Source organism: Foliimonas ilicis, from assembly GCF_039939195.1.
Classification (GTDB): Bacteria; Pseudomonadota; Alphaproteobacteria; order Rhizobiales; family Rhizobiaceae; genus Foliimonas; species Foliimonas ilicis.
Genome location: NZ_JBDUUH010000002.1, coordinates 101,742 through 126,762, shown reverse-complemented (window position 1 = coordinate 126,762; position 25,021 = coordinate 101,742). Strand labels below are relative to the sequence as shown.

Sequence of the window (25,021 nt, the reverse complement as noted above, 5' to 3'; positions counted from 1 at the left end):
TCCGGGGGCACCAGCCTTGCCGGTCTTAAACCGGCAGTTTGCGATTATTGTCGCTTCTAAGTTCTTCCCAAACCGAAATATCGCGTGGCTCTTGCAACAATTCGGGCAGGGCGTCGTGCCATTCGTTCCGGTAGTCGCGTTTCAACTGCACATTGAGCACATCCTGACGGTTCTGCCATGTTTCATGAAGCAGGTATCCGTGTGCGTCGGCGGGATCGCGATGCAAAGTCGCGCTGATGAAGGATTGCTCATGGCGCATGGCGTCCAGCACGCCGTTGATGAGCCGCAGGAATTTTTCCCGTTTTTCCGGATGGGTTTTGAAACGGATCAGATAGGTAACGCTCACGATAAGTCTCCAGTGCTCAGGCTGCAAAGGCACCGTTTTCACGATGTCGGTCTTGCCCTGCAAACTATCGGGAAGCTGAATTGGCTCAATGACCTCCGAGGTAATAGCGTCCTAGCCCATCGCCCTCTTCGTCAGAAAATTTCGGAACCCGTCATGCGTTTTGACGTTCGGAAAATATCTGATGACTGAAAGGGAGTCCGACTATGGCGACAAGCCGGAAGAATGAAGAACGCGTTTTGAGCGAAAGCGAGCTGGAGCTCGTTGCAAAAACACACCAGCCGCTCCTGCAGGGATTGTCCGACAAGGAAGCCGCGCAACTCGTCAAACATCTTCGCGAACGTCGTGACCGTGCGCGCGGCATCGCGGAAAAGCAGCGCCGCGCTCTTCGCGGAAAATCCGGTTCGAAGCCATCTTTCGATCAGGCTGACGCTGGCAACAAGCAGAAAATGAGTGTGCTTGCGGAAGCCTTGTCGCGCGTCAGCAAGGAGGTCGCGAGGCGCGCGCCATAAACAGTGGTGACGCTGCGAAAGTAAAATTGAACGCGCCACCCGTTACGGAATCGACCCGTCGCCTGTATCGTCCGCAAAGATTGAAGTGGAATTTTCATAGGCTGGAATTTCAAGAATAGTTCGAGGTATATTTTTCGGTGAAACGTTTCGATATTATTGACGGAATGCGTGGTTACTTTCTTGTTTTCATGCTTATCAATCATCTGGTTTTCGTTGGCGGTTACTGGCTGGTCGAAATAAATCATCGGCAATTTGCTTTTGTGGAAGACGCACAGGGCTTCGTGTTTCTGTCCGGTCTGCTGATTGGCATGGTCTACGCCAGCAAAATGATAAAGCGCGGGCGTGATGTCGGCGCGCAGAAAATCTGGAGCAGGGCGTTCGAGCTTTATCGTTATGCGATGGGCGTGTTCATCGCGATACTGCTTGCCGGGCTGCTTCTTCCGGGCGGTTATGAGGCCTGGTGGAACTGGATCGGCGATACGACTTTCACGGACCCCAAGCGCCTGCTTGCGGTGGCGACATTCGTTTTCCAGCCCACTTTCATGGACATCCTGCCGCAATACATCATCTACATGCTCGTTTCACCGGCGCTCATATGGCTCTGCCTGCGCGGAAAATGGGCGCATGTGATGGTCGGCTCGATCATCGTCTGGATGGCCGGGCAGCTTGGCCTTCACCGCCTGTTGACCGAGCCGTTGAACTCGGTCGCGATGGGCAGCGACGAGTTCGGCGTGCGCGCCAGTTTCAACCTGCTCGGCTGGCAGATCGTGTTCTTTTCTGCGCTCGTTCTCGGTGTGCTCACTGCTGACAAGCGCATCGAGTGGAGCCGGATTTTCTCGCCCGAAAACACCTTCATCCCCAAGGCCGCGCTCGCCATCTGCCTGTTCTTCCTGCCGCTGAGGATTTTGACCGCGCATGGATTGATGCCGGATTTCATGATGGCAAAATTCGTGACGATGGAAGTGCGCGCAGATTTTGGCCCGGTCTATCTGGTGAATTTTGCAGCCGCCGCCCTTGGGCTTGCCTGGCTCCTGATCGCCGGTCCGCATCATAAAAGCCCGACCGTCCAAAAGCTCGCGGCAGCCGTCACCTGGGTCTTCACCCTGAAGTTCCTGCAGCTTCTCGGCCGTCATTCGCTGCACGTCTATGTGTGGCATGTCGCGATCGTCTATGCGGTCTATTACATCGACGCCTACACGCCTGATTTTTCGCAGGTGACGAAGACGTTGATCGCCTTTGCCGCAATAGCCCTGCTGGCCATACCGGCACTGTGGCGTGAGCGGGATCGCTTGTTTTCGTCCGGTCAGAAAGTGGCTGCGGAATAGCAATCCCGCGATTTTTACGCGAAACCTCTCGAAATCGATCGGCGCAATTCACATATGTATTGTGCCGATTAACTCTTCACGGGAGAGACGCCGATGATCAGGTTGATCCTGATTGCCCTTATGATCTCTGCGCTTGCTTTCCTTGTCATGAAAATTGCCAGGGAAGTGAAAGGCGCGAATGTCGATTGGACAGGCGTAACCTTCATTATCGGCTTTATCGCGATTGCCTTTTATCTCCGGCACGCGACCGGTCTGGTCTAGATCCAGCGCCCCTGATCATCGCCGCATCCGTAAGGCGGCAGCGCATTCATGAATGTCGCCTGCAGCTTGCCGCAGCCATATTTGCGCAAAGGGTAGGGCATGCGTGAATTGAGCTCGATCCCGACTTCGTCATAGGGGCTCGTGGTGTTGGATATGTAGATGTACCAGCGCCCCAAAGTGACCAGGGCGACCGCAAACATGATGGTAATCAAGATACTCAATAGACGCGACATACGGGCGGCTCCTGTTTGGCGCTCCTTGTAGCCATTATCCGCAAAGCAATTCCAGCAGCGATTGATCTGGCCCACTCAAAACTGGCCGTGCGGGGTTGATCGACCTTCCCGGCGCGCGTAGGGCGGCTCCAAGTAAAACATTGGAGAGTCGCCTTGAAGGCAATAGCATCGTTTTCCGCGTTCGTCGGGCGCACATTCGCAATCTGGGTCATCGCCTTCGCGGCGCTCGGGTTTTTTCTTCCGGGCGTCTTCAGCCAGTTCGCGCCTTACATCGTCACGCTGCTCGGCATCATCATGTTCGGCATGGGCCTCACCCTTTCGCTCGATGATTTCCGCGAAGTCGCGCGCAGGCCGTTCGACGTTGGCGTCGGCGTCGCATCCCAGTTCATCATCATGCCGCTTCTGGCCGTGATCCTGACGATCATCATCCCGATGCCGCCGGAAGTCGCTGCAGGCGTCATCCTCGTTGGCTGCTGCCCCGGTGGCACGGCCAGCAATGTCATGACCTATCTCAGCAAGGGCGATGTGGCATTGAGCGTCGCGTGCACCAGCGTCACCACGCTTGCAGCACCGATCGTCACGCCGTTTCTGGTCTGGCTGTTCGCCAGCCAGTATCTGCCGGTCGATGCGATGAGCATGTTCCTGAGCATCGTCAAGGTGATCCTGGTGCCGCTGGCGCTTGGCTTTGCGGTTCAGAAGCTGGTGCCCGGTCTGGTGAAGGTTTCCCTGCCGATGCTGCCCTTGGTCAGCGTCGCCGGTATCGTTTTGATCGTCGCCGCCGTCGTGGCGGTCAATCAGGCGGCAATCGCGACTTCGGGTCTGATGATTTTCCTCGTTGTCGTCCTGCACAACGGCCTTGGATTGCTCTTCGGCTATTTTGCAGCGCGCGCCACCGGGCTTTCGCTGGCCAAGCGCAAGGCAATCAGCATCGAGGTCGGCATGCAGAACAGCGGTCTGGGTGCCGCACTCGCCAGCGCGCATTTCTCGCCGCTCGCAGCCGTACCGAGCGCGATTTTCAGCGTCTGGCACAATATTTCCGGCGCGCTTATCGCGAACTACTTCTCGAACCTCAAGGATGAGTCCGAGACAGACGAGAAGGCCGAACGCCCGGCCTGATCTTACGATCTCGCGATGCCGCCGATCATTTCGGTTACGCGCAAGGCGGCATCGCGCACCAGCGGACCTATCTCCGAAAGCCTGTCGGGGGTAACGCGCGCTGCCGGTCCCGATACGGATATGCCGCCCAGCGGCTCGCCGAATTCGTTGAATATTGCTGCCGCCACGCACCGCATGCCGGAGAACCTTTCCTCGTCATCGACGGCAAAGCCTTGCACCCGGATTTCCGCGAGGTTTTGAAGAAGTGCGGCTTCATCCGTCAGCGTGGCAGGCGCATAGGCGGCTAAGCCGTTTTTCCGAACCATTGCCGTGACGCGTTCATTCGGCAGATGCGCGAGCACGGCCTTGCCTATGCCTGAAGCGTGGAACGGGCTTCTGGCGCCAGGGCGAAAGAAAGCGCGTATCGCCTGATGCGTTTCTACTTGGCTGACGAAAACCACAGCGTCTTCTTCCGCGACACCGAGATTTGCGGTTTCGCCGGTATTTTCCATCAATTCCTGCATGACGATACGCGCGCGATCCACCAGCTTGCGCCGCCGCAGAAATGCCGAGCCGATGCGGAAAGCACCAACGCCGACCGACCATAGCTGGTCGTTCTGGTCGAACTCGACCATGCCATGCTGCTGCAACGTGCCGAGCATTCGGTAGGCGGTCGCGGCAGGAATGTCGGAGGCGAGCGCGACTTCGCTCAGCGACAGCCCATCCTCCAATGCGACGATTTCCAGAATCCTGAGCGCCCGGTCGAGCGCCTGAACCGGGCTGTCATCTGCCGGTGCATTGAACGCGCGGGGCCGCCCGCGCTGCCGTTTCTCGATGCGATCCATGGCAGACTCCTTTCGAGTAAAATAAAAAACTATTTCATAATTTGCAAAGTGCTGGATTAGTGATTGGCAGCATTGTCGAAGGCGACAAATTTTCCGAAGGTAGCACCATCCCGTGATTGCCTTGCGGGCTGAACGGAGGTGCAATTGCCACGATTTTCCGCAAACCTTTCAATGCTGTTTCCTGAATATGATTTTCTGGAGCGTTTCGAAGCTGCCGCACGCGCAGGCTTTGAAGCCGTGGAGTATATCGGCCCTTATGGATATACTCCAGAAACCATCGACAAGCTATTGAAAGAAAACGAATTAAAGCAAGTCCTGTTTAATCTCCCGCCCGGCAATTGGGACGCGGGCGAACGTGGCATTGCAGTCTTGCCCGACCGCGTCGAGGAGTTCCGCGCCAGCGTCGACAAGGCGATAATTTATGCGAAAGCGCTGAATTGCGAGCAGGTCAATTGCCTTGCAGGAATCGCACCGTCAGGTGTCGCCAGCGAGATTCTCGATCATGTGTTCGTCGAGAATTTGAAGTTTGCAGCAGACCGTTTGGAAAAGGCAGGCATTCGTTTGCTGATAGAGCCGATCAACCGGCACGACATGCCCGGCTTCTATCTAAACCATTCAAGGCAGGCGCTCGACATCATCGACCGGGTCGGTTCCGATAATCTGTTCCTGCAATACGACATCTACCACATGCAGATCATGGAGGGCGATCTCGCCCGCACCATGGAAAACAATCTCGCCCGCATCGCCCACATCCAGATCGCCGACAATCCCGGCCGGCACGAGCCGGGAACAGGCGAGATCAACTACCCATTCCTCTACGCGCATCTCGACCGCATTGGCTATCGCGGTTGGATCGGCGCGGAATACCGGCCGAAAGCCGGAACGGAAGAGGGACTAGGCTGGTTTGCGCAGTTCAAGCGGGTGAGGGCGTCGGGCTGATCGTCATGGGAACAAAGGTGCGCCGCGATGCCACCGCATGTGAACAAAAACCTCCAATTTCATGTTTTTATTCACCCCCTTTCAGCCCCTCCTATCATCTCCCCACTGTCTGAGCGGGAAGCCGGTGCGCACCGGGTATCGGTTCAGACAGCGGTGACCTCCCACTTGCGACTGCGGTAGTCGTGAGACCCGAGGGGTGAGGCATGTCCGACCATAGGTCGGCAAAAAGCCAACGATTTGGCTTTTTGAATGCCGAACGCCCGGAGCCATAGCGGAGGGCCGGGACAGGTCGGCGCGGCGAAGATGCGTTCATCGCGGGAAGTGACAAACCCCGCCGATGAAACATCCCAAAGCGTGCGGAGAAACCGCGATGTTCATCTGCACTATTGAATGCAGAGACATTGTGCCCGACCGACTGGGTAGCAGACACCGGCGGGGTGCAGACGTCGCGCCACATATATCACTTACTAGGAAGGCACGGCCAAGCGCCCCGCTTCCCGGTTCTTTGACAATGGCCAGACGGTGAAAACCGGGCGTGGCGATGGTGAAACTTATCCTGCGTGCTTCGAAGAATGCACTATCTGGAAGCAACCGCAGCCTTGGTGAGCGCGAAAACCGTCAACCCGCCAACATCTTCCTCGACGATTTGCCAGCCAAGCGCCTCGTAAAACCCTGAATTCTCTGGTGTCGCGCATAAATAGACCGGATCGAAACCGCGCGCGAAGGCCTCATTCGCTGCTGCCGAAACGAGCGCCGCGCCCAGACCCTTGCCGCGATGTTCCGGGTCGACCCAGACGGCGGCAACCCATGGAGAAAGCTGCGGGCGCTCTTCCATGTCGCTTTCGATGACCGATGCGGTTCCCATAAACGTCGCACCTTCATGTGCGACGAGGGCGAGGGGAATTTTCTCAGCCGTCAGATTATCGTCCACAAGGCCGCGAATGAACGCCAGCTCATGGCCCTGTTCGCGCCACCATGCATTCCAGATTCGGTCGGCTACTGTTCCCGCGAATGCAGGCTCGTCGCGCAGATTGGAAATCATGCCTTGTTGAGAAAGGAGTGCGCTGCATAGAGCGAGACCGCCGCTGCGTTGGAGACATTCAGCGAGCGGATTGCGCCCGGCATGTCGAGGCGAGCAAGCGTGGTGACCGTTTCGCGGGTCTTCTGGCGCAGGCCTTTGCCTTCGGCTCCGAGCACCAATGCGATTCGTTTGCCTTCGAAGCTTTTTTCCAGCTCGGCCGGGCCTTCCGAATCAAGACCGATGGTGCGGAAGCCCGCATCGTGCAACTGGCCAAGCGCATCGGCCAGATTTCGCACTTCGATCAGATCGATATGCTCCAGTGCGCCGGATGCCGATTTGGCCAATACGCCCGATTCATGCGGGCTATGGCGCGAAGTCGTGACGATCGCACCTGCACCGAATGCGACGGCCGAACGTATGATCGCGCCGACATTATGCGGATCCGTGACCTGATCGAGCACCAGAAGAAGCGGCGTGTCGCCGAGCGCCGAAAGCGCCTTTGGCTTCAAGGGATGCGCTTCTATCAGCACGCCCTGATGCACCGCATCGCTGCCGGTCAAACCGTCGATCTCGCGCGGTTCTACAAGCTTGACAGCGAAGGGCAGCGCCGAAAAATCGTCCAGCGAAAGGCGTTCCGCGGCGTTTCGCGTCACCAGCATTCGGGTGATCTTGCGGCGCGGGTTTTCGAGTGCGGCGCGAACCGTGTGCAGGCCATAAAGTCGCACCAGACCATCAGGCGCCGCTTCGCCGGGCGGCGTGGAAGGGCGCTCGCCCCGGTTTTGAGGGCCACCGGCCTTCTGGTCGCGAAAACTACGCCGAAGATTCGCGTAATGCGTATCCTTGGGCGTCCGGGAGGGATTATCGTTGCTCATCGCGCCTCTATAGACGCGCGAACGGGGTTTGCATACGGGTGCTGTGGAGCGCGACTGTTTTAATGTAGAAATTAGCCCTTATCGCGGTTGACAGCTTTGGGCCTTGCAGCCATAAGGCCCACGCGGTTTCGGACTTCGGTTCGGCTCCGCACGGTGCCTCGTCGCTGGCTTCGACAGCAGTACGGAGGAATGCCCGAGTGGTTAAAGGGGACGGACTGTAAATCCGTTGGCTACGCCTACGTTGGTTCAAATCCAACTTCCTCCACCACTGCTGGACCTTCGAAGCCTGACGGCGCGGGTATAGCTCAATGGTAGAGCAGCAGCCTTCCAAGCTGAATACGCGGGTTCGATTCCCGCTACCCGCTCCAGACTGCTTCGCCCCTTTGATATTCAGCGGCAAACCCCTATATGCAGGCATCACCCAAAACCGGACCGATGTTCGATGCGGGTCGGCTCATGCTTTCACTTAAATAGCGGAAGCGGACGGCGACCTGCCAAAAGATGCTTGTGTTTTTCGGCCTTTGTCGCTAATCGCCCCGCATTCGACCGAACTGAAGTCCACGCGGCCCAAGGAAAGAGACGATGGCAAAAGGTAAATTCGAGCGTAATAAGCCTCATGTGAACATTGGCACGATTGGTCACGTTGACCATGGCAAGACGTCGCTGACGGCTGCGATCACGAAGTATTTTGGTGAGTACAAGGCGTATGATCAGATTGACGCTGCGCCGGAAGAGAAGGCACGCGGCATCACGATCTCGACGGCACACGTCGAGTACGAGACGCCTGCTCGTCACTATGCACACGTCGATTGCCCCGGCCACGCTGACTATGTGAAGAACATGATCACGGGTGCTGCACAGATGGACGGCGCGATCCTGGTTGTTTCGGCAGCCGACGGCCCGATGCCGCAGACCCGCGAGCACATCCTGCTTGCCCGTCAGGTTGGTGTTCCTGCCGTTGTCGTGTTCCTGAACAAGGTTGATCAGGTTGACGACGCCGAGCTTCTGGAACTGGTTGAGCTGGAAGTTCGCGAGCTTCTGTCGAAGTACGAATTCCCCGGCGATGACATTCCGATCGTCAAGGGTTCGGCTTTGGCTGCTCTGGAAGATTCGAACAAGGAAATCGGCGAAGACGCGATCCGCAAGCTGATGGCTGAAGTCGATGCCTACATTCCGACGCCTGAGCGTCCGATCGACCAGCCGTTCCTGATGCCGATCGAAGACGTGTTCTCGATTTCGGGTCGCGGTACGGTTGTGACCGGTCGCGTCGAGCGCGGCATTGTCAAGGTTGGTGAAGAACTCGAGATCGTCGGCATCCGCGCGACGTCGAAGACGACCTGCACGGGCGTCGAGATGTTCCGCAAGCTGCTCGATCAGGGCCAGGCTGGCGACAACATCGGCGCTCTGCTTCGCGGTGTCGACCGTGAAGGCGTCGAGCGCGGTCAGGTTCTTGCCAAGCCGGGTTCGGTGAAGCCGCACAAGAAGTTCAAGGCGGAAGCCTACATCCTGACGAAGGAAGAGGGTGGCCGTCACACGCCATTCTTCACGAACTACCGTCCGCAGTTTTATTTCCGCACGACGGACGTGACGGGCATCGTGTCGCTTCCTGAAGGCACGGAAATGGTTATGCCTGGCGACAACATCACGGTTGATGTTGAGCTGATCGTGCCGATCGCCATGGAAGAGCGCCTGCGCTTCGCTATCCGCGAAGGCGGCCGCACAGTCGGTGCCGGCATCGTCGCCGCTATCATCGAGTAAGTTCTGCTCGTACGAAGAGAAGAAATGAATGGCGGCCCCTCGGGGTCGCTATTTTTTCGTTTGGAAACGTTCAAAACGACTTGAAGCTTTCAAAGCGACCCGTTAGAGGAACGCATGCTGCAAGTGTCGTTCCTTCGAGGCTTGCGCAAAGCGTGACAGGTTCGGTTTCCGGGCGCACGTTTAGGGGTATAGCTCAGTTGGTAGAGCGGCGGTCTCCAAAACCGCAGGTCGCAGGTTCGAGCCCTGCTGCCCCTGCCAGTTTCATCGCAGATGATCGAACTGTTGAAATTAGGCACTTGCAAGCTTACGGAATCAGTTTTATATCGTGACCAATAAACACGCGGCGCGTGGAGCTGAAATCCAGCTTTACGTGCCCGAAATGCATGGGCGAAGTGTTTGCGGTGATTCGCATCCGTTTCGGACCAGGCGGGCAACCCGGCCAGCGGGAACACATAAAAGGTCGGGCATCCGATCTTCTGAAAGCAGAGCGGCACATGGCGTCAAAGACCACCAACCCCATTACCTTTATCCAGCAGGTAAGGTCGGAAACGGCAAAGGTTACGTGGCCCTCGCGTCGGGAAACCGTCATTTCGACGATTATGGTTTTGGCTTTTGCGGCTCTGGCGATGGTGTTTTTCTTCGCTGCCGACCAGTTGATGGCTTTCGGGGTCGAATTGATCCTGGGCATCGGACGCTAACGTCGGCGAATACGGAGAATTTATTGATGACTTCGCGGTGGTACGTCGTCCACGCCTATTCGAACTTCGAGAAGAAGGTCGCAGAGGATATCGAGCACAAGGCGCGTCAGAAGGGTCTGAGCGATCAGATCGAGCAGATCGTCGTGCCGACTGAAAAGGTTGTGGAAGTGCGTCGCGGCCGTAAGGTCGATGCTGAGCGCAAGTTCTTTCCAGGTTACGTGCTTCTCAAGGCGAACCTTACCGATGCGGTGTTCTCGCTTGTGAAGAATACGCCAAAAGTTACTGGTTTCCTTGGCGATTCCAAGCCGGTGCCGATCAGCGAGGCGGAAGCGCAGCGCATCCTGAACCAGGTTCAGGAAGGTGTGGAGCGGCCGAAGCCGTCCGTGACGTTCGAGGTTGGCGAGCAGGTGCGTGTGTCCGATGGGCCTTTCGCATCGTTCAATGGCGTCGTTCAGGAGGTGGACGAAGAGCGCGCACGTCTCAAGGTCGAGGTTTCGATCTTCGGTCGTGCTGTGCCGGTCGATCTGGAATTCGGTCAGGTCGAAAAGGGCTGACCCTGAAATCTTGCTGCCTGTAACGGCAGCGAGTGCGGCGATTTAATTCGCTGCGAGAGTTGGTGGGAGGCGAGGGCGATCTTAGCCGGATGCTCGAACCGAACCACCAAACTGCAACCGCCGGCTTGTCCGGCATGAAAGTAAGGCAGAGAAGAGATGGCTAAGAAAATTGCAGGCCAGCTCAAGCTTCAGGTAGCAGCGGGATCGGCGACGCCGTCGCCCCCGATCGGCCCTGCGCTTGGTCAGCGTGGCATCAACATCATGGAATTCTGCAAGGCGTTCAACGCGCAGACGCAGGAAATGGAAAAGGGTCAGCCGATTCCAGTCGTGATCACCTATTACCAGGACAAGTCCTTCACCTTCGTCATGAAGACGCCTCCGGTGAGCTACTTCCTGAAGAAGGCGGCCAATCTGAAGTCGGGTTCGAAAGAGCCGGGCAAGATCGGTGCCGGCAAGATCAGCCGCGACAAGGTGCGTGAGATCGCCGAAGCCAAGATGAAGGACCTGAACGCAAACGACGTGGAAGCGGCGATGCGTATGGTCGAAGGTTCTGCCCGTTCGATGGGCCTGGAAGTGGTGGGCTGAGACGATGGCAAAGTTTGGAAAGCGTGTAGTCAAGTCGCGTGAAGGCATTGATCCGGACAAGGCTTACGGCCTTGGTGAGGCTATCAAGCTTCTGAAGGACCGTTCGGCCGTCAAGTTCGACGAAACGATCGAAATCTCGATGAATCTCGGCGTTGATCCTCGCCATGCGGACCAGATGGTTCGCGGCGTTGTCAATCTGCCGAACGGCACCGGTCGCTCGGTGCGCGTTGCCGTGTTTGCTCGTGATGCGAAGGCTGACGAAGCCCGCGCAGCCGGTGCAGACATCGTCGGTGCGGAAGATTTGCTCGAAATCGTCCAGAAGGGCGAGATCAACTTCGATCGCTGCATTGCGACGCCTGACATGATGCCGCTCGTCGGTCGTCTTGGTAAGGTTCTCGGCCCGCGCGGCATGATGCCGAACCCGAAAGTCGGCACCGTGACCACGGATATCGCCGGTGCGGTCAAGGCTTCGAAGGGCGGTGCCGTCGAGTTCCGTGTCGAGAAGGCCGGTATCGTTCATGCTGGTGTCGGCAAGGTTTCTTTCGACGTCAAGGCGCTGGAAGAAAACGTCCGTGCTTTCGCTGACGCAGTGAACAAGGCAAAGCCGGCAGGCGCCAAGGGCGTATTCGTCAAGAAGGTGTCCGTCACCTCGACGATGGGTCCGGGTCTGCGCGTCGATCTTTCGACGCTGGCGACTGCGTAAGACTTTTACGAGGCCGGCCAATTCGCCGGTCTGACTAGAATTCCGGGCCTTCGGGCCCGGATGCCGGAAGCGGAAACGCTTCCGGATATCCTGTCCGAGATTGCAGGCGGTTCAAACCACTTGGCCTTAATTCGCATGGGCCTGCATGAGACGGGTGAAGACCGGACAAAGGGGCCAAGCCCCAATGAAAGGTTCGAACCGTGTATGCCTTTTGTCTGCGCATCCGAAAGGATGTGGCGAAAGGGGGCAGGATCCTCGAGCGTCGCTCGGGAGGTCCCTAGGACCGCCCAGGCGGCAAAAGGCAAACCGATGGTCACTAAATCAGTGGTGGCCATCAACTGGAGATAGGCAGTGGACAGAGCGGAAAAACGCGAACTCGTCACGGGCCTGAATGAAGCGTTCTCGAACGCAGGTTCAGTCGTCGTGGCCCACTATGCCGGTATCACAGTTGCGCAGATGAACGATCTTCGTTCGAAAATGCGCGCAGCTGGCGGCACCGTCAAAGTCGCGAAGAACCGTCTCGCCAAAATCGCTCTTCAGGGCACGGATTCCGAAAAGATTCAGAGCCTGTTCCTCGGACAGACCCTGATTGCTTATTCGGAAGATCCGATCACGGCGCCAAAAATCGCGTCCGAGTTTTCCAAGGCTAATGAGAAGCTCATTATCCTTGGCGGCTCAATGGGCTCGACTGCGCTCGACGCCGACGGTGTGAAGGCTTTGGCCACACTCCCGTCGCTCGACGAGCTTCGCGCCAGGATCGTCGGCATGATTTCCACGCCGGCAACCCGGATCGCCCAGGTCGTCAACGCACCAGCAGCTTCGGTTGCTCGCGTGATTGGCGCCTACGCCCGGAAGGACGAGGCGGCATGAGGCCGTTCCTCGCTGTCACCTACACTTGTTCGAACTTTTAAAGGAATAGAAAATGGCTGATCTCTCTAAGATCGTTGACGACCTGTCGAGCCTGACCGTCCTTGAGGCGGCTGAGCTTTCGAAGCTTCTTGAAGAAAAGTGGGGCGTTTCGGCTGCTGCTCCCGTAGCAGCTGCTGCTGCTGGCGGCGGTGCTGCGGCTGCTCCTGTTGAGGAAAAGACCGAATTCGACGTCGTCCTGACGGACGCCGGCGCACAGAAGATCAACGTGATCAAGGAAGTGCGTGCGATTACCGGTCTCGGCCTCAAGGAAGCCAAGGACCTGGTCGAAGCTGCACCGAAGCCGGTTAAGGAAGCTGTTTCCAAGGCCGACGCAGAAAAGATCAAGGCACAGCTCGAAGCTGCTGGCGCCAAGGTCGACCTGAAGTAACTGTCGTGTTTCGGCGGGTGGCGCAAGTCGCCCGCCGATCCCCGCGACGGGGAACTACGTATTGGGAACCTCTTTCCTGAGGGCCGAAAACGGCCTTCCGGAAACGGGTTTTTACCCGTTTTGAATAGGCTGCCGTTCAAGCAGCCGGAAATGCAAGGCGCAGCAGGCGAAGCCGCGCCCCAAGAGACGCAAGCCAAGGAGCGACGATGGCCCAGACCCAGACTTTCAATGGCCGCAGACGCGTACGCAAATTCTTCGGTAAGATACCTGAAGTTGCGGAAATGCCGAACCTCATCGAGGTTCAGAAGGCATCGTACGACCAATTCCTGATGGTGGACGAGCCCAAGGGCGGACGTCCGGACGAAGGACTGCAGGCCGTTTTCAAGTCGGTCTTTCCGATTTCTGATTTTTCGGGCGCTTCGATGCTCGAATTCGTCAAGTACGAGTTCGAAGGACCGAAGTTCGACGTTGACGAATGCCGTCAGCGCGACCTGACCTATGCTGCACCCCTGAAGGTGACGCTGCGCCTCATCGTGTTCGATATCGATGAAGATACGGGCGCGAAGTCCATCAAGGACATCAAGGAGCAGGACGTCTATATGGGCGACATGCCGCTGATGACCATGAACGGTACGTTCATCGTCAACGGCACGGAGCGCGTCATCGTCTCGCAGATGCACCGTTCGCCAGGCGTCTTCTTCGATCACGACAAGGGCAAGTCGCACTCGTCGGGCAAGCTTTTGTTTGCTGCGCGCGTCATCCCTTATCGCGGTTCGTGGCTCGACATCGAGTTCGACTCGAAGGACGTCGTGCATGCGCGTATCGATCGTCGCCGCAAGATTCCTGCGACGAGCCTGCTCATGGCGCTCGGCATGGATGGCGAGGAAATCCTCTCCACTTTCTACCAGAAGATCACCTACAAGCGTTCCAAGGATCATTGGCGCGTTCCGTTCAGCGTCGATCGCTTCCGCGGCCTCAAGGCTGTCGGCGATCTGGTTGATGCCGATACGGGCGAAATCGTCGTCGAAGCTGGCAAGAAGATCACCGCGCGTCAGGCCAAGCAGCTTGCCGAAAAGGGTCTGAAGGCCATCAAGGCGACCGAGGACGATCTGTACGGTTCGTATCTTGCCGAAGACATCGTCAACCACGCAACTGGCGAGATCTATCTCGAAGCCGGTGACGAAATCGACGAAAAGACCCTGAAAGTTCTTCTTTCGACCGGTGCGGAAGAGTTCGAGGTTCTCGACATCGACCACGTCAATGTCGGCGCCTACATCCGCAACACGCTTGCCGTGGACAAGAACGAAGGCCGTCAGGACGCTTTGTTCGACATCTACCGCGTGATGCGTCCGGGCGAGCCGCCGACACTCGAAACCGCAGAAGCGATGTTCAATTCGCTGTTCTTCGATGCCGACCGTTACGACCTTTCGGCCGTTGGTCGCGTCAAGATGAACATGCGTCTCGACCTGAAGGCAGAAGACACGGTTCGCGTGCTGCGCAAGGAAGACATCCTCGCGGTCGTGAAGACGCTTGTCGAACTGCGCGACGGCAAGGGCGAAATCGACGACATCGACAATCTCGGCAACCGCCGCGTGCGTTCGGTCGGTGAGCTCATGGAGAACCAGTACCGCGTCGGCCTGCTGCGCATGGAGCGCGCGATCAAGGAGCGTATGTCCTCGATCGAGATCGACACTGTGATGCCGCAGGACCTGATCAACGCGAAGCCGGCTGCTGCCGCCGTGCGCGAATTCTTCGGTTCCTCGCAGCTCTCGCAGTTCATGGATCAGACCAATCCGCTGTCGGAAATCACCCACAAGCGCCGCCTTTCGGCTCTTGGACCCGGCGGCCTGACCCGCGAACGCGCAGGCTTCGAAGTCCGCGACGTTCACCCGACGCATTATGGCCGTATCTGCCCGATTGAAACGCCGGAAGGCCCGAATATCGGTCTGATCAACTCGCTGGCAACCTTCGCACGCGTCAACAAGTACGGCTTCATCGAAAGCCCGTACCGCAAGATCGTCGATGGCAAGCTGACCGATGAGGTCGTCTATCTTTCTGCAATGGAAGAAGCCAAGCACTTCGTTGCGCAGGCAAACGCCGAGCTCGACAAGAACGGCAATTTCGTCGACGAATTCGTCATCTGCCGTAACGCCGGCGAAGTGATGATGACGCCTCGCGAAAACGTCGATCTTATGGACGTCTCGCCCAAGCAGATGGTGTCGGTCGCAGCAGCGCTGATCCCGTTCCTTGAAAACGATGACGCCAACCGCGCTCTGATGGGCTCGAACATGCAGCGTCAGGCCGTGCCTCTGGTACGCGCCGAGGCTCCGTTCGTCGGCACCGGCATGGAACCGATCGTTGCGCGTGACTCGGGCGCCGCCATCGGCGCACGCCGTTCCGGTATCGTCGATCAGGTCGATGCGACGCGTATCGTTATCCGCGCAACGGAAGATCTCGATCCGGGCAAGTCCGGCGTCGATATCTATCGCCTGATGAAATTCCAGCGTTCGAACCAGAACACCTGCATCAACCAGCGTCCGCTGGTTCGTATGGGCGACCGGGTCAACAAGGGCGACATCATCGCGGACGGTCCTTCGACCGATCTCGGCGATCTGGCTCTCGGCCGCAACGTGCTCGTCGCGTTCATGCCTTGGAACGGTTACAACTACGAGGATTCGATCCTGCTTTCCGAGCGGATCGTGGCCGACGACGTCTTCACCTCGATCCATATCGAGGAATTCGAAGTCATGGCTCGTGACACGAAGCTTGGGCCGGAGGAAATCACGCGCGACATTCCGAACGTTTCGGAAGAAGCGCTGAAGAACCTCGATGAAGCCGGTATCGTCTATATCGGTGCGGAAGTGGCTCCTGGCGACATTCTGGTCGGCAAGATCACGCCGAAGGGCGAAAGCCCGATGACGCCGGAAGAAAAGCTTCTGCGCGCCATCTTCGGTGAAAAGGCATCGGACGTGCGTGACACCTCCATGCGCATGCCGCCCGGAACGTTCGGCACGATCGTCGAAGTGCGCGTCTTCAATCGCCATGGCGTTGAGAAGGACGAGCGCGCGATGGCTATCGAGCGCGAGGAAATCGAACGTCTCGCCAAGGACCGTGACGACGAGCAGGCCATTCTTGACCGTAACGTCTACAGCCGTCTGACCGACACGCTCGACGGTCGCGAAGCGATTGCAGGACCGAAAGGTTTCAAGAAGGGCTCCAAGCTCAGCCGCGAAGCGATGGGCGAGTATCCGCGTTCGCAATGGTGGCAGTTTGCCGTCGAGGACGAGAAGCTGCAGGGCGAACTCGAAGCTCTTCGTGGCCAGTACGACGATTCCAAGAAGGCGCTCGAGCAGCGCTTCATGGACAAGGTCGAGAAGGTACAGCGCGGCGACGAGATGCCTCCAGGCGTCATGAAGATGGTCAAGGTCTTCGTCGCTGTGAAGCGCAAGATGCAGCCGGGCGATAAGATGGCCGGGCGTCACGGCAACAAGGGCGTTGTTTCGCGCATCGTTCCTGTCGAAGACATGCCGTTCCTGGAAGACGGTACGCATGCAGATATCGTGCTCAACCCGTTGGGCGTGCCATCGCGCATGAATGTCGGCCAGATTCTGGAAACGCATCTTGGCTGGGCATGCTCGGGCATGGGCAAAAAGATCGGCGAGCTGATCGAAGCCTATAAGGCGGGTGCTGATATCCAGCCGCTGCGCGACACGATTGAGAGCATCATTCCGGACAATGACCGGAACGAGCCTGTGCGTCAGTATGACGACGAGAGCATTGTGCGTCTCGGCGAGCAGATGAAGCGCGGCGTTTCGATCGCGACGCCTGTGTTCGACGGTGCGCATGAAGGCGACATCGACGAGATGCTGGTGCAGGCAGGTCTTCACACGAGCGGCCAGTCGCAGCTCTATGATGGCCGTACCGGCGAACCGTTCGATCGCAAAGTGACGATGGGCTACATATATATGCTCAAGCTTCACCACCTTGTGGACGACAAGATCCACGCGCGTTCGATCGGGCCTTACTCGCTCGTTACCCAGCAGCCGCTGGGCGGCAAGGCGCAGTTCGGTGGCCAGCGCTTCGGCGAAATGGAGGTCTGGGCACTTGAAGCATACGGCGCGGCGTACACGCTGCAGGAAATGCTGACGGTGAAGTCGGACGACGTGGCAGGACGTACGAAGGTCTACGAGGCAATCGTTCGCGGCGACGACACGTTCGAAGCGGGCATTCCGGAGAGCTTCAACGTTCTCGTCAAGGAAATGCGCTCGCTCGGCCTCAATGTTGAGCTCGAAAACACGAAGCTCGAAGACGGCTCGCAGCGTCTGCCCGACGCGGCAGAATAAACAGAGACAGGCCGCGGGAGAATATCCCGCGGCCGCCTCGATTAGATTTCGGCGGCCGTGCCGGCCGCACATGAAGATCCGGTTACGTTTGCGAAGCGGCGGCGTAAGAGCGGATCACGAAATGGGCTCTATCGCCCGGTATTGTTCGGAAAATGGGATCGTCAAGGTCCCGCAAAGGAGAACGGCATGAACCAAGAGGTCATGAATCTCTTCAACCCTCAGGCGCCTGCGCAGGTGTTCGATTCCATCCGGATTTCGCTCGCGTCCCCTGAGAAGATTCTGTCCTGGTCGTTCGGCGAGATCAAGAAGCCGGAGACGATCAACTATCGTACCTTCAAGCCGGAACGCGACGGTCTTTTCTGCGCGCGCATTTTTGGACCTATCAAGGACTATGAGTGCCTGTGCGGCAAGTACAAGCGCATGAAGTACAAGGGCGTCATCTGCGAAAAGTGCGGTGTCGAAGTCACGCTGTCGCGCGTTCGCCGCGAGCGCATGGGCCATATCGAGCTCGCAGCTCCCGTCGCCCACATCTGGTTCCTGAAGTCGCTACCTTCGCGCATCGGCACGCTGCTCGACATGACGCTCAAGGATATCGAGCGCGTTCTCTATTTCGAGAACTACATCGTGACCGAGCCGGGCCTGACCGCGCTTAAGGAAAACCAGCTTCTTTCGGAAGAAGAATACACGATCGCCGTGGACGAATATGGCGAGGATTCCTTCACCGCCATGATCGGCGCGGAAGCCATTCATGACCTTCTGGCCGGAATGGATCTGGAAAAGATCGCTGGCGATCTGCGTTCGGAACTGGCTTCGACCACGTCCGAGCTGAAGCAGAAGAAGTACCTCAAGCGCCTCAAAGTCGTTGAGAACTTCATGGAATCGGGCAACCGTCCCGAGTGGATGATCATGAAGGTCGTTCCGGTGATCCCGCCGGATCTGCGTCCGCTGGTTCCGCTGGATGGCGGCCGTTTCGCGACGTCCGATCTGAACGATCTCTATCGCCGCGTGATTAACCGTAACAACCGCCTGAAGCGCCTGATCGAGCTTCGCGCGCCCGGCATCATCATCCGCAACGAGAAGCGCATGCTTCAGGAAGCGGTCGATGCTCTGTTCGACAATGGCCGTCGTGGCCGCGTCATCACGGGTGCGAACAAGCGTCCGCTGAAGTCGCTCTCCGACATGCTCAAGGGCAAGCAGGGCCGGTTCCGTCAGAACCTGCTCGGCAAGCGCGTCGACTATTCCGGCCGTTCGGTCATCGTGACCGGCCCGGAACTGAAGCTTCACCAGTGCGGCCTGCCCAAGAAGATGGCGCTCGAACTGTTCAAGCCGTTCATCTACGCCCGTCTCGACGCGAAGGGTTACTCCTCGACCGTCAAGCAGGCGAAGAAGCTGGTCGAAAAGGAAAAGCCGGAAGTCTGGGACATCCTGGACGAGGTTATCCGCGAGCATCCGGTTCTGCTGAACCGCGCTCCGACGCTGCACCGTCTTGGCATCCAGGCATTCGAACCCATCCTGATCGAAGGCAAGGCAATCCAGCTTCACCCGCTGGTCTGCACGGCCTTCAATGCCGACTTTGACGGCGATCAGATGGCTGTTCACGTGCCGTTGTCGCTTGAAGCGCAGCTTGAAGCACGCGTGCTGATGATGTCGACCAACAACATCCTGCACCCTGCATCCGGCGCGCCGATCATCGTGCCGTCGCAGGACATGGTTCTCGGTCTTTACTATCTCTCGATCGTCAACCAGAACGAGCCGGGCGAGGGCATGGTGTTTGCCGACATGGGCGAACTCCAGCATGCGCTCGAGACCAAGGCTGTCACGCTGCACGCCAAAATCCGCGGTCGCTTCAAGACGGTCGATGCCGAAGGCAACGTCGTGTCGAAGATCCACGAGACGACGCCTGGCCGCATGATCATTGCCGAGCTTCTGCCGAAGAACGTCAATGTTCCTTTCGACACCGCCAACCAGGAAATGACCAAGAAGAACATCTCCAAGATGATCGACACGGTCTATCGCCACTGCGGTCAGAAAGAGACGGTCATATTCTGCGACCGCATCATGGCTCTGGGCTTTGCCCATGCCTGCCGCGCCGGTATTTCCTTCGGCAAGGACGACATGCTCATTCCCGACAGCAAGCAGAAGCTTGTTGCCGACACCGAGGCGCTCGCCAAGGAATATGAGCAGCAGTACAATGACGGCCTGATCACTCAGGGCGAAAAGTACAACAAGGTCGTCGATGCCTGGGCAAAGTGCTCGGAAAAGGTCGCCGACGAAATGATGGCCCGCATCAAGGCCGTGGAGTTCGAAGACAACGGTCGTCAGAAGCCGATGAACTCGATCTACATGATGTCGCATTCCGGTGCGCGTGGTTCGCCGACCCAGATGCGTCAGCTTGCCGGTATGCGCGGTCTTATGGCCAAGCCATCGGGCGAAATCATCGAAACGCCGATCATTTCGAACTTCAAGGAAGGTCTGACCGTTCTTGAGTACTTCAACTCGACCCACGGCGCTCGTAAGGGCCTCGCAGACACCGCGTTGAAGACGGCAAACTCCGGCTACCTGACCCGCCGTCTCGTCGACGTCGCTCAGGATTGCATCGTCAACTCCGTGGATTGCGGCACCGACAAGGGCCTCACCATGCAGCCTATCGTCGATGCAGGCCAGGTGGTTGCCTCGCTCGGTCAGCGTATCCTGGGCCGTACCGCGCTCGACGACATCAATCACCCGATTACGGGCGATCTGATCGTCAAGGCGGGAACGCTTATGGATGAACGCGACATCGAGCTGATCGAAAAGGCGAGCATCCAGTCGATACGTATCCGTTCGGCGCTTACCTGCGATATCCGCACGGGCGTCTGCGCGGTCTGCTACGGTCGCGATCTGGCACGCGGTACCCCGGTCAACCAGGGTGAAGCTGTCGGCGTCATCGCCGCTCAGTCGATCGGCGAGCCGGGCACGCAGCTTACCATGCGTACCTTCCACATGGGCGGTACTGCACAGGTGGTCGACAGCTCGTTCCTCGAAGCGTCCTATGAGGGCACCGTTCAGGTTCGCAACCGCAACGTGGTTCGCAACTCCGACGGCAACCTCGTGGTCATGGGCCGTAACATGGCGATCCTCATCCTCGATGAGGCCGGCAAGGAGCGTGCAACGCACCGTGTCACCTATGGTTCGCGTATCTTCGTGGACGATGGCGACAAGGTGAAGCGCGGACAGCGTGTTGCCGAGTGGGATCCGTATACCCGTCCGATCCTCACGGAAATCGAAGGCCGCGTTGTCTTCGAAGACCTCGTGGACGGTATCTCGGTTCAGGAAACGGCCGACGAGTCGACCGGCATCACCAAGCGTGAAGTCATCGACTGGCGCTCGACGCCACGCGGTACGGATCTGAAGCCTGCGATCGCCATTCATGATGCGAAGGGCAAGGTCGGCAAGCTGGCACGTGGCGGCGACGCTCGTTTCATGCTTTCGGTCGAAGCCATTCTTTCGGTCGAGCCGGGCGGTACAGTGCGTCCGGGTGACGTTGTTGCGCGTATTCCGATGGAAAGCGCGAAGACGAAGGACATCACCGGCGGTCTGCCGCGTGTTGCCGAACTCTTCGAGGCACGCCGTCCGAAGGACCACGCCATCATCGCCGAGATCGACGGTACGATCCGTTTCGGACGCGATTACAAGAACAAGCGCCGCATCATCATCGAGCCTAACGACTCGACGCTTGAGCCTGTCGAATACCTGATCCCGAAGGGCAAGCCCTTCCATCTTCAGGATGGCGACGTGATCGAAAAGGGCGACTACATTCTGGACGGCAATCCTGCGCCGCACGACATTCTGGCAATCAAGGGCGTGGAAGCTTTGGCTTCGTATCTCGTCAACGAAATCCAGGAAGTCTATCGTCTGCAGGGCGTTTTGATCAACGACAAGCACATCGAGGTGATCGTTCGCCAGATGCTGCAGAAGGTCGAGATCACCGTTCAGGGCGACTCGACCTACATTCCGGGCGACCACGTGGACGTGATCGAACTGGAAGAGATCAACGACCGCCTGATCGAAGAAGGCAAGACCCCGGCCGAAGGCCAGCCGGTCCTGCTGGGCATCACCAAGGCATCGCTGCAGACGCCATCCTTCATCTCCGCCGCTTCCTTCCAGGAAACGACGCGCGTGCTGACGGAAGCTGCAGTCGCCGGCAAGACCGACATGCTCCAGGGCTTGAAGGAAAACGTCATCGTCGGCCGTCTCATCCCGGCCGGTACCGGTGGTCAGATGAGCCAGATTCGTCGTATCGCAACGTCGCGCGACGAACTGATCCTCGACGAGCGCCGCAAGGCATCTGGCGCCGAAACTGCCGAGCCTATGCTGACGGACATGACGTCGGCCGCTGAATAAACGGTCGATTTCATAATGCTTCAAAAGCCGCCGGGGCAACCCGGCGGCTTTTTTGTTGGCAAGCCGGATTGGCCGCCGCAATCCGAAGTTGTCATTGGTGTTTGACACTCATTCTGTACCGCCCTAACTTTTTTGGTGTGTGTGGGGCACGGATTGAGAGGGAACCGTGACTGACATTGCCAACACCACGTCGGGCGACAAGCCCATCGAGCCAAGCCTGCATCGTGTGATGGGGCCGTGGCTTCTTCTTCTCTTCATCGTCGGCGACATTTTGGGAACCGGCATCTACGCTCTGACCGGTCAGGTCGCCAAGCAGGTCGGCGGCGTTGTCTGGCTGCCGTTTCTCGTGGCGTTCGTCGTCGCGGTCATTACCGCTTTCAGCTATCTTGAGCTTGTAACCAAGTACCCGCGCGCTGCGGGTGCTGCACTTTACGCGCACAAGGCGTTCGGAATTCACTTCATCACCTTCATCGTCGCATTCGCAGTGATGTGTTCCGGCATAACGTCGGCGTCCACCGCATCGCGCGCCTTCGCGGCCAATCTGTCGGATGCGTTCGGGCTCGATCTGGCGAGCGGCATGGGCCTCACGCTGGTCGGCCTTGCATTCATGGCAGTCGTCGCGATCGTCAATTTTCGCGGTGTCGGCGAGAGCGTGAAAGCGAATGTCGTCCTGACGATCGTCGAACTTACCGGCCTGCTGATCATCATTTTCATCGGGCTTTGGGCGATCGGTCTGGGCGAGGGGGATTTCTCCCGCGTGACCCAGTTCTCGTCGTCGCCTGACCGCAGCGCATTCTGGTCGGTGATTGCGGCAACGACGCTCGCATTCTTCGCAATGGTCGGTTTCGAAGACTCGGTCAACATGGCCGAAGAATGCAAAAACCCGACGAAGATCTTTCCGAAAGTGCTTCTGGCAGGTCTGCTCATTACGGGCGTCATCTATGTTCTGGTTTCGATCTCGGCCATCACGCTGGTTTCGCCGGAAGAACTGGGTGAGGGGGAAACGCCACTGTTGAAAGTGGTGCAGGCAGGTGCTCCCGGCTTTCCGCTGGAGATTTTCGGCTTCATCACGATGTTTGCAGTGGCAAACAGCGCCCTGATCAACATGCTGATGGCCAGCCGTCTCGTTTACGGCATGAGCCGCGAGCATGTGCTGCCTCCCGTCCTGGGTAAGGTGCATCAGACGCGCCGGACGCCTTATCTCGCGATCATCTTCACGACGCTTCTGGCGTTCGGGCTGATAACCTTCGTCGGTGAGGTCCCCGCGCTTGGCGGCACGACGGCACTACTGCTGCTTTGCGTCTTCGCAGTCGTGAACGTCGCCGTGTTGATACTTCGCAAGGACAAGGTCGATCATGACCATTTCCATAGCCCGACCTTGTTGCCGATCATCGGCGCGATCTCATGCGCGTTTTTTGCCGGTCCATGGACGGGGCGCGATCCGGTTCAGTATAAGATCGCCGGAATACTGATCGCGATCGGTGTGGTGCTGTGGTTCGTGACTGTCGCGGTCAACCGCTCGATGGGCGTGAAACCGAAAGACCCGGAGATGGAAACGATCGGCGGCGGCGGTCCCGTCAACTAAGGCTTACGTTCAGATCGGCTCCTCGAAGGTGATGATCGAAACTTCACCTTCGACGGCGCCCTGATAGGCAGACATATGGGGCTCCTCATCGGGCTCGCCCTGAAGATCGCCGATCTGGACGAGCTCTGCCTCCACATAACCTTCCTTTGCAAGTGCCTCGAGCGCGACTCGCACTGCAGAATCATCGTCGGGCGCAACGAGCAGAACGTGCACGCCTTCAGAATCACCGCCTTTTCTCTGCCAGACTCGGCCGGTAATGATCGTTACCGGACGTTCTTCATTGTCGTTCATGGCGTGATTCCTGATCTGCTAATTGATAGGATATATTTTCGCATGAAGGCCAATGAGCGAACAGCAGAAATCGGGTTACTTTCTGTATGCGATCGCGCCTTTAACGAAATATTGTTACGCGTCGTCTCTTGCACGCCGTCGGAAGGCTGCCGCGCAAGATAATATCGGGCATGGGCTTGACGATAAGGGCGGTTACGCGTAGAAGCCGCATCACCTGAGCCGATGTGAGGTTTTGATTTCCAGGACGTCTCGTTCTGGAGTTTGCCTCAAACAGGGTTCGTCTTACGAGCGAAAAAACATTTCCGGCATGCATGAAGCGGTCACGCTTCCTCTGCTTTTTGTTCGGGCAAGACCGCCGCTGGTGGTTTGTGGCCTGAATTTTTGCATGGAAATTCTGCCAAGACGGCCCCGAAACGGGCTTGAGACACGGAATTGAAAGACAAGAGGAAGGTTTTATGCCTACCGTAAACCAATTGATCCGCAAGCCGCGCATTGCGCCGGTAAAGCGCAATAAAGTCCCTGCAATGCAGGCAAACCCGCAAAAGCGTGGCGTCTGCACTCGCGTTTATACAACGACGCCTAAGAAGCCGAACTCGGCTCTGCGTAAGGTTGCCAAGATCCGCCTGACCAATGGCTTTGAAGTCATCGGCTACATTCCCGGTGAAGGTCACAACCTTCAGGAGCACTCCGTGGTCATGATCCGCGGCGGCCGCGTGAAGGATCTTCCAGGTGTTCGTTACCACATCATCCGTGGCGTGCTCGATACGCAGGGTGTGAAGAACCGCAAGCAGCGCCGTTCGAAGTACGGTGCGAAGCGTCCGAAGTAAGGGTTTTTCGGCTTTGGCGCCTTTTGAGTGCGCCTTGCCGATGAAGTGAGAGACGAGAACATGTCCCGACGTCACAGTGCAGAAAAGCGCGAAATCAACCCGGATCCGAAGTTCGGCGATCTTGTGGTTACCAAGTTCATGAATGCTGTCATGTATGACGGCAAGAAGTCGATTGCCGAAACCATCGTCTATGGTGCTCTGGATCAGGTCCAGGCCAAGACGAAGCAGGAGCCGGTTTCGGTCTTTCATCAGGCGCTTGAAAATGTCGCTCCTCATCTTGAGGTTCGTTCGCGCCGCGTTGGTGGTGCTACCTATCAGGTTCCAGTCGATGTTCGCCCTGAGCGCCGTCAGGCTCTCGCGATCCGTTGGCTGATCACGGCTGCTCGCAACCGTAACGAAACCACCATGGTCGACCGTCTTTCGGGCGAATTGATGGATGCTGCAAACAACCGCGGCACCGCAGTCAAGAAGCGTGAAGACACCCACAAGATGGCTGAAGCCAACCGCGCCTTCGCGCACTACCGCTGGTAATAGCGCACGAAAGACTGAGA

General features: G+C 57.9%; 23 protein-coding genes and 3 tRNA genes. 20 read left to right on the top strand and 6 right to left on the bottom strand.

Features of this window, described 5'->3' with window-relative positions; all coding sequences use genetic code 11:
- Window positions 1-25: 25 nt before the first annotated feature.
- Entirely contained in the window at window positions 26-409 is a 384-nt protein-coding gene (locus tag ABFT80_RS06050) for a putative quinol monooxygenase (RefSeq protein ID WP_455189884.1), read from the bottom strand.
- A 140-nt stretch (window positions 410-549) separates the two neighbouring features.
- Between ABFT80_RS06050 and ABFT80_RS06045 the strand changes: the two genes are divergently transcribed.
- The 3 genes from ABFT80_RS06045 to ABFT80_RS06035 all read left to right on the top strand — a co-directional run bounded on the left by ABFT80_RS06045 (window position 550) and on the right by ABFT80_RS06035 (window position 2,441).
- A complete protein-coding gene (locus tag ABFT80_RS06045; protein ID WP_347970980.1) occupies window positions 550-855 on the top strand; it encodes a hypothetical protein in 306 nt (101 codons plus the stop codon).
- 137 nt (window positions 856-992) lie between these two features.
- Entirely contained in the window at window positions 993-2,180 is a 1,188-nt protein-coding gene (locus ABFT80_RS06040; protein WP_347970979.1) for an OpgC family protein, read from the top strand.
- A 93-nt stretch (window positions 2,181-2,273) separates the two neighbouring features.
- Window positions 2,274-2,441 (top strand): hypothetical protein, encoded by a 168-nt coding sequence (locus ABFT80_RS06035; protein WP_347970978.1) that lies wholly within the window; start codon window positions 2,274-2,276, stop codon window positions 2,439-2,441.
- On the opposite strand, the gene ABFT80_RS06030 is transcribed toward ABFT80_RS06035, so the two are convergent.
- Window positions 2,438-2,674 (bottom strand): hypothetical protein, encoded by a 237-nt coding sequence (locus tag ABFT80_RS06030; RefSeq protein ID WP_347970977.1) that lies wholly within the window; start codon window positions 2,672-2,674, stop codon window positions 2,438-2,440. The two genes, ABFT80_RS06035 and ABFT80_RS06030, sit on opposite strands and share 4 nt — an antisense overlap.
- A gap of 153 nt (window positions 2,675-2,827) precedes the next feature.
- Here ABFT80_RS06030 and ABFT80_RS06025 point away from each other — a divergent pair, with 153 nt between their 5' ends.
- Window positions 2,828-3,790 carry a bile acid:sodium symporter family protein gene (locus ABFT80_RS06025; protein WP_347970976.1) on the top strand — a complete coding sequence of 321 codons (963 nt, stop codon included), beginning with the start codon at window positions 2,828-2,830 and terminating at the stop codon, window positions 3,788-3,790.
- 2 nt (window positions 3,791-3,792) lie between these two features.
- On the opposite strand, the gene bhcR is transcribed toward ABFT80_RS06025, so the two are convergent.
- Entirely contained in the window at window positions 3,793-4,614 is an 822-nt protein-coding gene (bhcR, locus tag ABFT80_RS06020; protein WP_347970975.1) for an HTH-type transcriptional regulator BhcR, read from the bottom strand.
- A 144-nt stretch (window positions 4,615-4,758) separates the two neighbouring features.
- On the opposite strand from bhcR, the gene otnI reads away from it, so the two are divergent.
- A complete protein-coding gene (otnI, locus tag ABFT80_RS06015) occupies window positions 4,759-5,553 on the top strand; it encodes a 2-oxo-tetronate isomerase (protein ID WP_347970974.1) in 795 nt (264 codons plus the stop codon).
- A 577-nt stretch (window positions 5,554-6,130) separates the two neighbouring features.
- On the opposite strand, the gene ABFT80_RS06010 is transcribed toward otnI, so the two are convergent.
- Window positions 6,131-6,595, bottom strand: a complete 465-nt coding sequence (locus tag ABFT80_RS06010; RefSeq protein ID WP_347970973.1) for a GNAT family N-acetyltransferase — start codon at window positions 6,593-6,595, stop codon at window positions 6,131-6,133.
- Complete coding sequence (locus ABFT80_RS06005) at window positions 6,592-7,446, bottom strand: TrmH family RNA methyltransferase (RefSeq protein WP_347970972.1); 855 nt, start codon at window positions 7,444-7,446, stop codon at window positions 6,592-6,594. The genes ABFT80_RS06010 and ABFT80_RS06005 overlap by 4 nt, the downstream gene beginning before the upstream one ends.
- A gap of 183 nt (window positions 7,447-7,629) precedes the next feature.
- Here ABFT80_RS06005 and ABFT80_RS06000 point away from each other — a divergent pair.
- The 13 genes from ABFT80_RS06000 to ABFT80_RS05940 all read left to right on the top strand — a co-directional run bounded on the left by ABFT80_RS06000 (window position 7,630) and on the right by ABFT80_RS05940 (window position 23,352).
- Window positions 7,630-7,714: transfer RNA gene (locus tag ABFT80_RS06000), tRNA-Tyr, on the top strand.
- A 26-nt stretch (window positions 7,715-7,740) separates the two neighbouring features.
- A tRNA-Gly gene (locus ABFT80_RS05995) sits at window positions 7,741-7,814 on the top strand.
- Window positions 7,815-8,028: 214 nt separating this feature from the next.
- On the top strand, window positions 8,029-9,204 hold the full coding sequence (gene tuf / locus ABFT80_RS05990; protein ID WP_347970959.1) for an elongation factor Tu: 1,176 nt from the start codon (window positions 8,029-8,031) through the stop codon (window positions 9,202-9,204).
- 182 nt (window positions 9,205-9,386) lie between these two features.
- Window positions 9,387-9,462: transfer RNA gene (locus ABFT80_RS05985), tRNA-Trp, on the top strand.
- A 236-nt stretch (window positions 9,463-9,698) separates the two neighbouring features.
- Window positions 9,699-9,902: a preprotein translocase subunit SecE gene (gene secE / locus ABFT80_RS05980; RefSeq protein WP_347970971.1), complete on the top strand. Its 204-nt coding sequence runs from the start codon at window positions 9,699-9,701 to the stop codon at window positions 9,900-9,902.
- Between the two features lie 26 nt (window positions 9,903-9,928).
- A complete protein-coding gene (nusG, locus tag ABFT80_RS05975; protein ID WP_347970970.1) occupies window positions 9,929-10,456 on the top strand; it encodes a transcription termination/antitermination protein NusG in 528 nt (175 codons plus the stop codon).
- Between the two features lie 156 nt (window positions 10,457-10,612).
- On the top strand, window positions 10,613-11,041 hold the full coding sequence (gene rplK / locus ABFT80_RS05970; protein ID WP_347970969.1) for a 50S ribosomal protein L11: 429 nt from the start codon (window positions 10,613-10,615) through the stop codon (window positions 11,039-11,041).
- A gap of 4 nt (window positions 11,042-11,045) precedes the next feature.
- On the top strand, window positions 11,046-11,744 hold the full coding sequence (gene rplA, locus ABFT80_RS05965) for a 50S ribosomal protein L1 (protein ID WP_347970968.1): 699 nt from the start codon (window positions 11,046-11,048) through the stop codon (window positions 11,742-11,744).
- Between the two features lie 351 nt (window positions 11,745-12,095).
- Complete coding sequence (gene rplJ / locus ABFT80_RS05960) at window positions 12,096-12,614, top strand: 50S ribosomal protein L10 (protein ID WP_347970967.1); 519 nt, start codon at window positions 12,096-12,098, stop codon at window positions 12,612-12,614.
- Window positions 12,615-12,666: 52 nt separating this feature from the next.
- Window positions 12,667-13,041 carry a 50S ribosomal protein L7/L12 gene (gene rplL, locus ABFT80_RS05955; RefSeq protein WP_347970966.1) on the top strand — a complete coding sequence of 125 codons (375 nt, stop codon included), beginning with the start codon at window positions 12,667-12,669 and terminating at the stop codon, window positions 13,039-13,041.
- Between the two features lie 206 nt (window positions 13,042-13,247).
- Window positions 13,248-17,384, top strand: a complete 4,137-nt coding sequence (rpoB, locus tag ABFT80_RS05950) for a DNA-directed RNA polymerase subunit beta (protein WP_347970965.1) — start codon at window positions 13,248-13,250, stop codon at window positions 17,382-17,384.
- 186 nt (window positions 17,385-17,570) lie between these two features.
- Entirely contained in the window at window positions 17,571-21,767 is a 4,197-nt protein-coding gene (gene rpoC / locus ABFT80_RS05945) for a DNA-directed RNA polymerase subunit beta' (RefSeq protein ID WP_347970964.1), read from the top strand.
- A 229-nt stretch (window positions 21,768-21,996) separates the two neighbouring features.
- A complete protein-coding gene (locus ABFT80_RS05940; RefSeq protein WP_455189895.1) occupies window positions 21,997-23,352 on the top strand; it encodes an APC family permease in 1,356 nt (451 codons plus the stop codon).
- Between the two features lie 9 nt (window positions 23,353-23,361).
- On the opposite strand, the gene ABFT80_RS05935 is transcribed toward ABFT80_RS05940, so the two are convergent.
- On the bottom strand, window positions 23,362-23,643 hold the full coding sequence (locus ABFT80_RS05935; protein WP_347970962.1) for a transcriptional regulator: 282 nt from the start codon (window positions 23,641-23,643) through the stop codon (window positions 23,362-23,364).
- A gap of 455 nt (window positions 23,644-24,098) precedes the next feature.
- Here ABFT80_RS05935 and rpsL point away from each other — a divergent pair, with 455 nt between their 5' ends.
- Together rpsL and rpsG are read left to right on the top strand one after the other, a co-directional pair.
- Window positions 24,099-24,470, top strand: coding sequence for a 30S ribosomal protein S12 (gene rpsL, locus ABFT80_RS05930; protein WP_008837709.1), 372 nt, complete (start codon window positions 24,099-24,101; stop codon window positions 24,468-24,470).
- Between the two features lie 60 nt (window positions 24,471-24,530).
- Window positions 24,531-25,001, top strand: coding sequence for a 30S ribosomal protein S7 (rpsG, locus tag ABFT80_RS05925; RefSeq protein WP_347970961.1), 471 nt, complete (start codon window positions 24,531-24,533; stop codon window positions 24,999-25,001).
- The last annotated feature ends 20 nt before the right edge of the window (window positions 25,002-25,021 follow it).

Bases quoted from the DNA above. Each gene is read 5' to 3' on its own strand.
- rpoC (WP_347970964.1), top strand. From the start codon at position 17,571: ATGAACCAAGAGGTCATGAATCTCTTCAACCCTCAGGCGCCTGCGCAG.
- rplL (WP_347970966.1), top strand. From the start codon at position 12,667: ATGGCTGATCTCTCTAAGATCGTTGACGACCTGTCGAGCCTGACCGTC.
- rplK (WP_347970969.1), top strand. From the start codon at position 10,613: ATGGCTAAGAAAATTGCAGGCCAGCTCAAGCTTCAGGTAGCAGCGGGA.
- nusG (WP_347970970.1), top strand. From the start codon at position 9,929: ATGACTTCGCGGTGGTACGTCGTCCACGCCTATTCGAACTTCGAGAAG.
- rplA (WP_347970968.1), top strand. From the start codon at position 11,046: ATGGCAAAGTTTGGAAAGCGTGTAGTCAAGTCGCGTGAAGGCATTGAT.
- ABFT80_RS05940 (WP_455189895.1), top strand. From the start codon at position 21,997: ATGGGGCCGTGGCTTCTTCTTCTCTTCATCGTCGGCGACATTTTGGGA.
- rpsG (WP_347970961.1), top strand. From the start codon at position 24,531: ATGTCCCGACGTCACAGTGCAGAAAAGCGCGAAATCAACCCGGATCCG.
- rpoB (WP_347970965.1), top strand. From the start codon at position 13,248: ATGGCCCAGACCCAGACTTTCAATGGCCGCAGACGCGTACGCAAATTC.
- ABFT80_RS06045 (WP_347970980.1), top strand. From the start codon at position 550: ATGGCGACAAGCCGGAAGAATGAAGAACGCGTTTTGAGCGAAAGCGAG.
- bhcR (WP_347970975.1), bottom strand. From the start codon at position 4,614: ATGGATCGCATCGAGAAACGGCAGCGCGGGCGGCCCCGCGCGTTCAAT.
- tuf (WP_347970959.1), top strand. From the start codon at position 8,029: ATGGCAAAAGGTAAATTCGAGCGTAATAAGCCTCATGTGAACATTGGC.
- secE (WP_347970971.1), top strand. From the start codon at position 9,699: ATGGCGTCAAAGACCACCAACCCCATTACCTTTATCCAGCAGGTAAGG.
- rpsL (WP_008837709.1), top strand. From the start codon at position 24,099: ATGCCTACCGTAAACCAATTGATCCGCAAGCCGCGCATTGCGCCGGTA.
- ABFT80_RS06035 (WP_347970978.1), top strand. From the start codon at position 2,274: ATGATCAGGTTGATCCTGATTGCCCTTATGATCTCTGCGCTTGCTTTC.
- ABFT80_RS06010 (WP_347970973.1), bottom strand. From the start codon at position 6,595: ATGATTTCCAATCTGCGCGACGAGCCTGCATTCGCGGGAACAGTAGCC.
- ABFT80_RS06005 (WP_347970972.1), bottom strand. From the start codon at position 7,446: ATGAGCAACGATAATCCCTCCCGGACGCCCAAGGATACGCATTACGCG.
- ABFT80_RS05935 (WP_347970962.1), bottom strand. From the start codon at position 23,643: ATGAACGACAATGAAGAACGTCCGGTAACGATCATTACCGGCCGAGTC.
- ABFT80_RS06030 (WP_347970977.1), bottom strand. From the start codon at position 2,674: ATGTCGCGTCTATTGAGTATCTTGATTACCATCATGTTTGCGGTCGCC.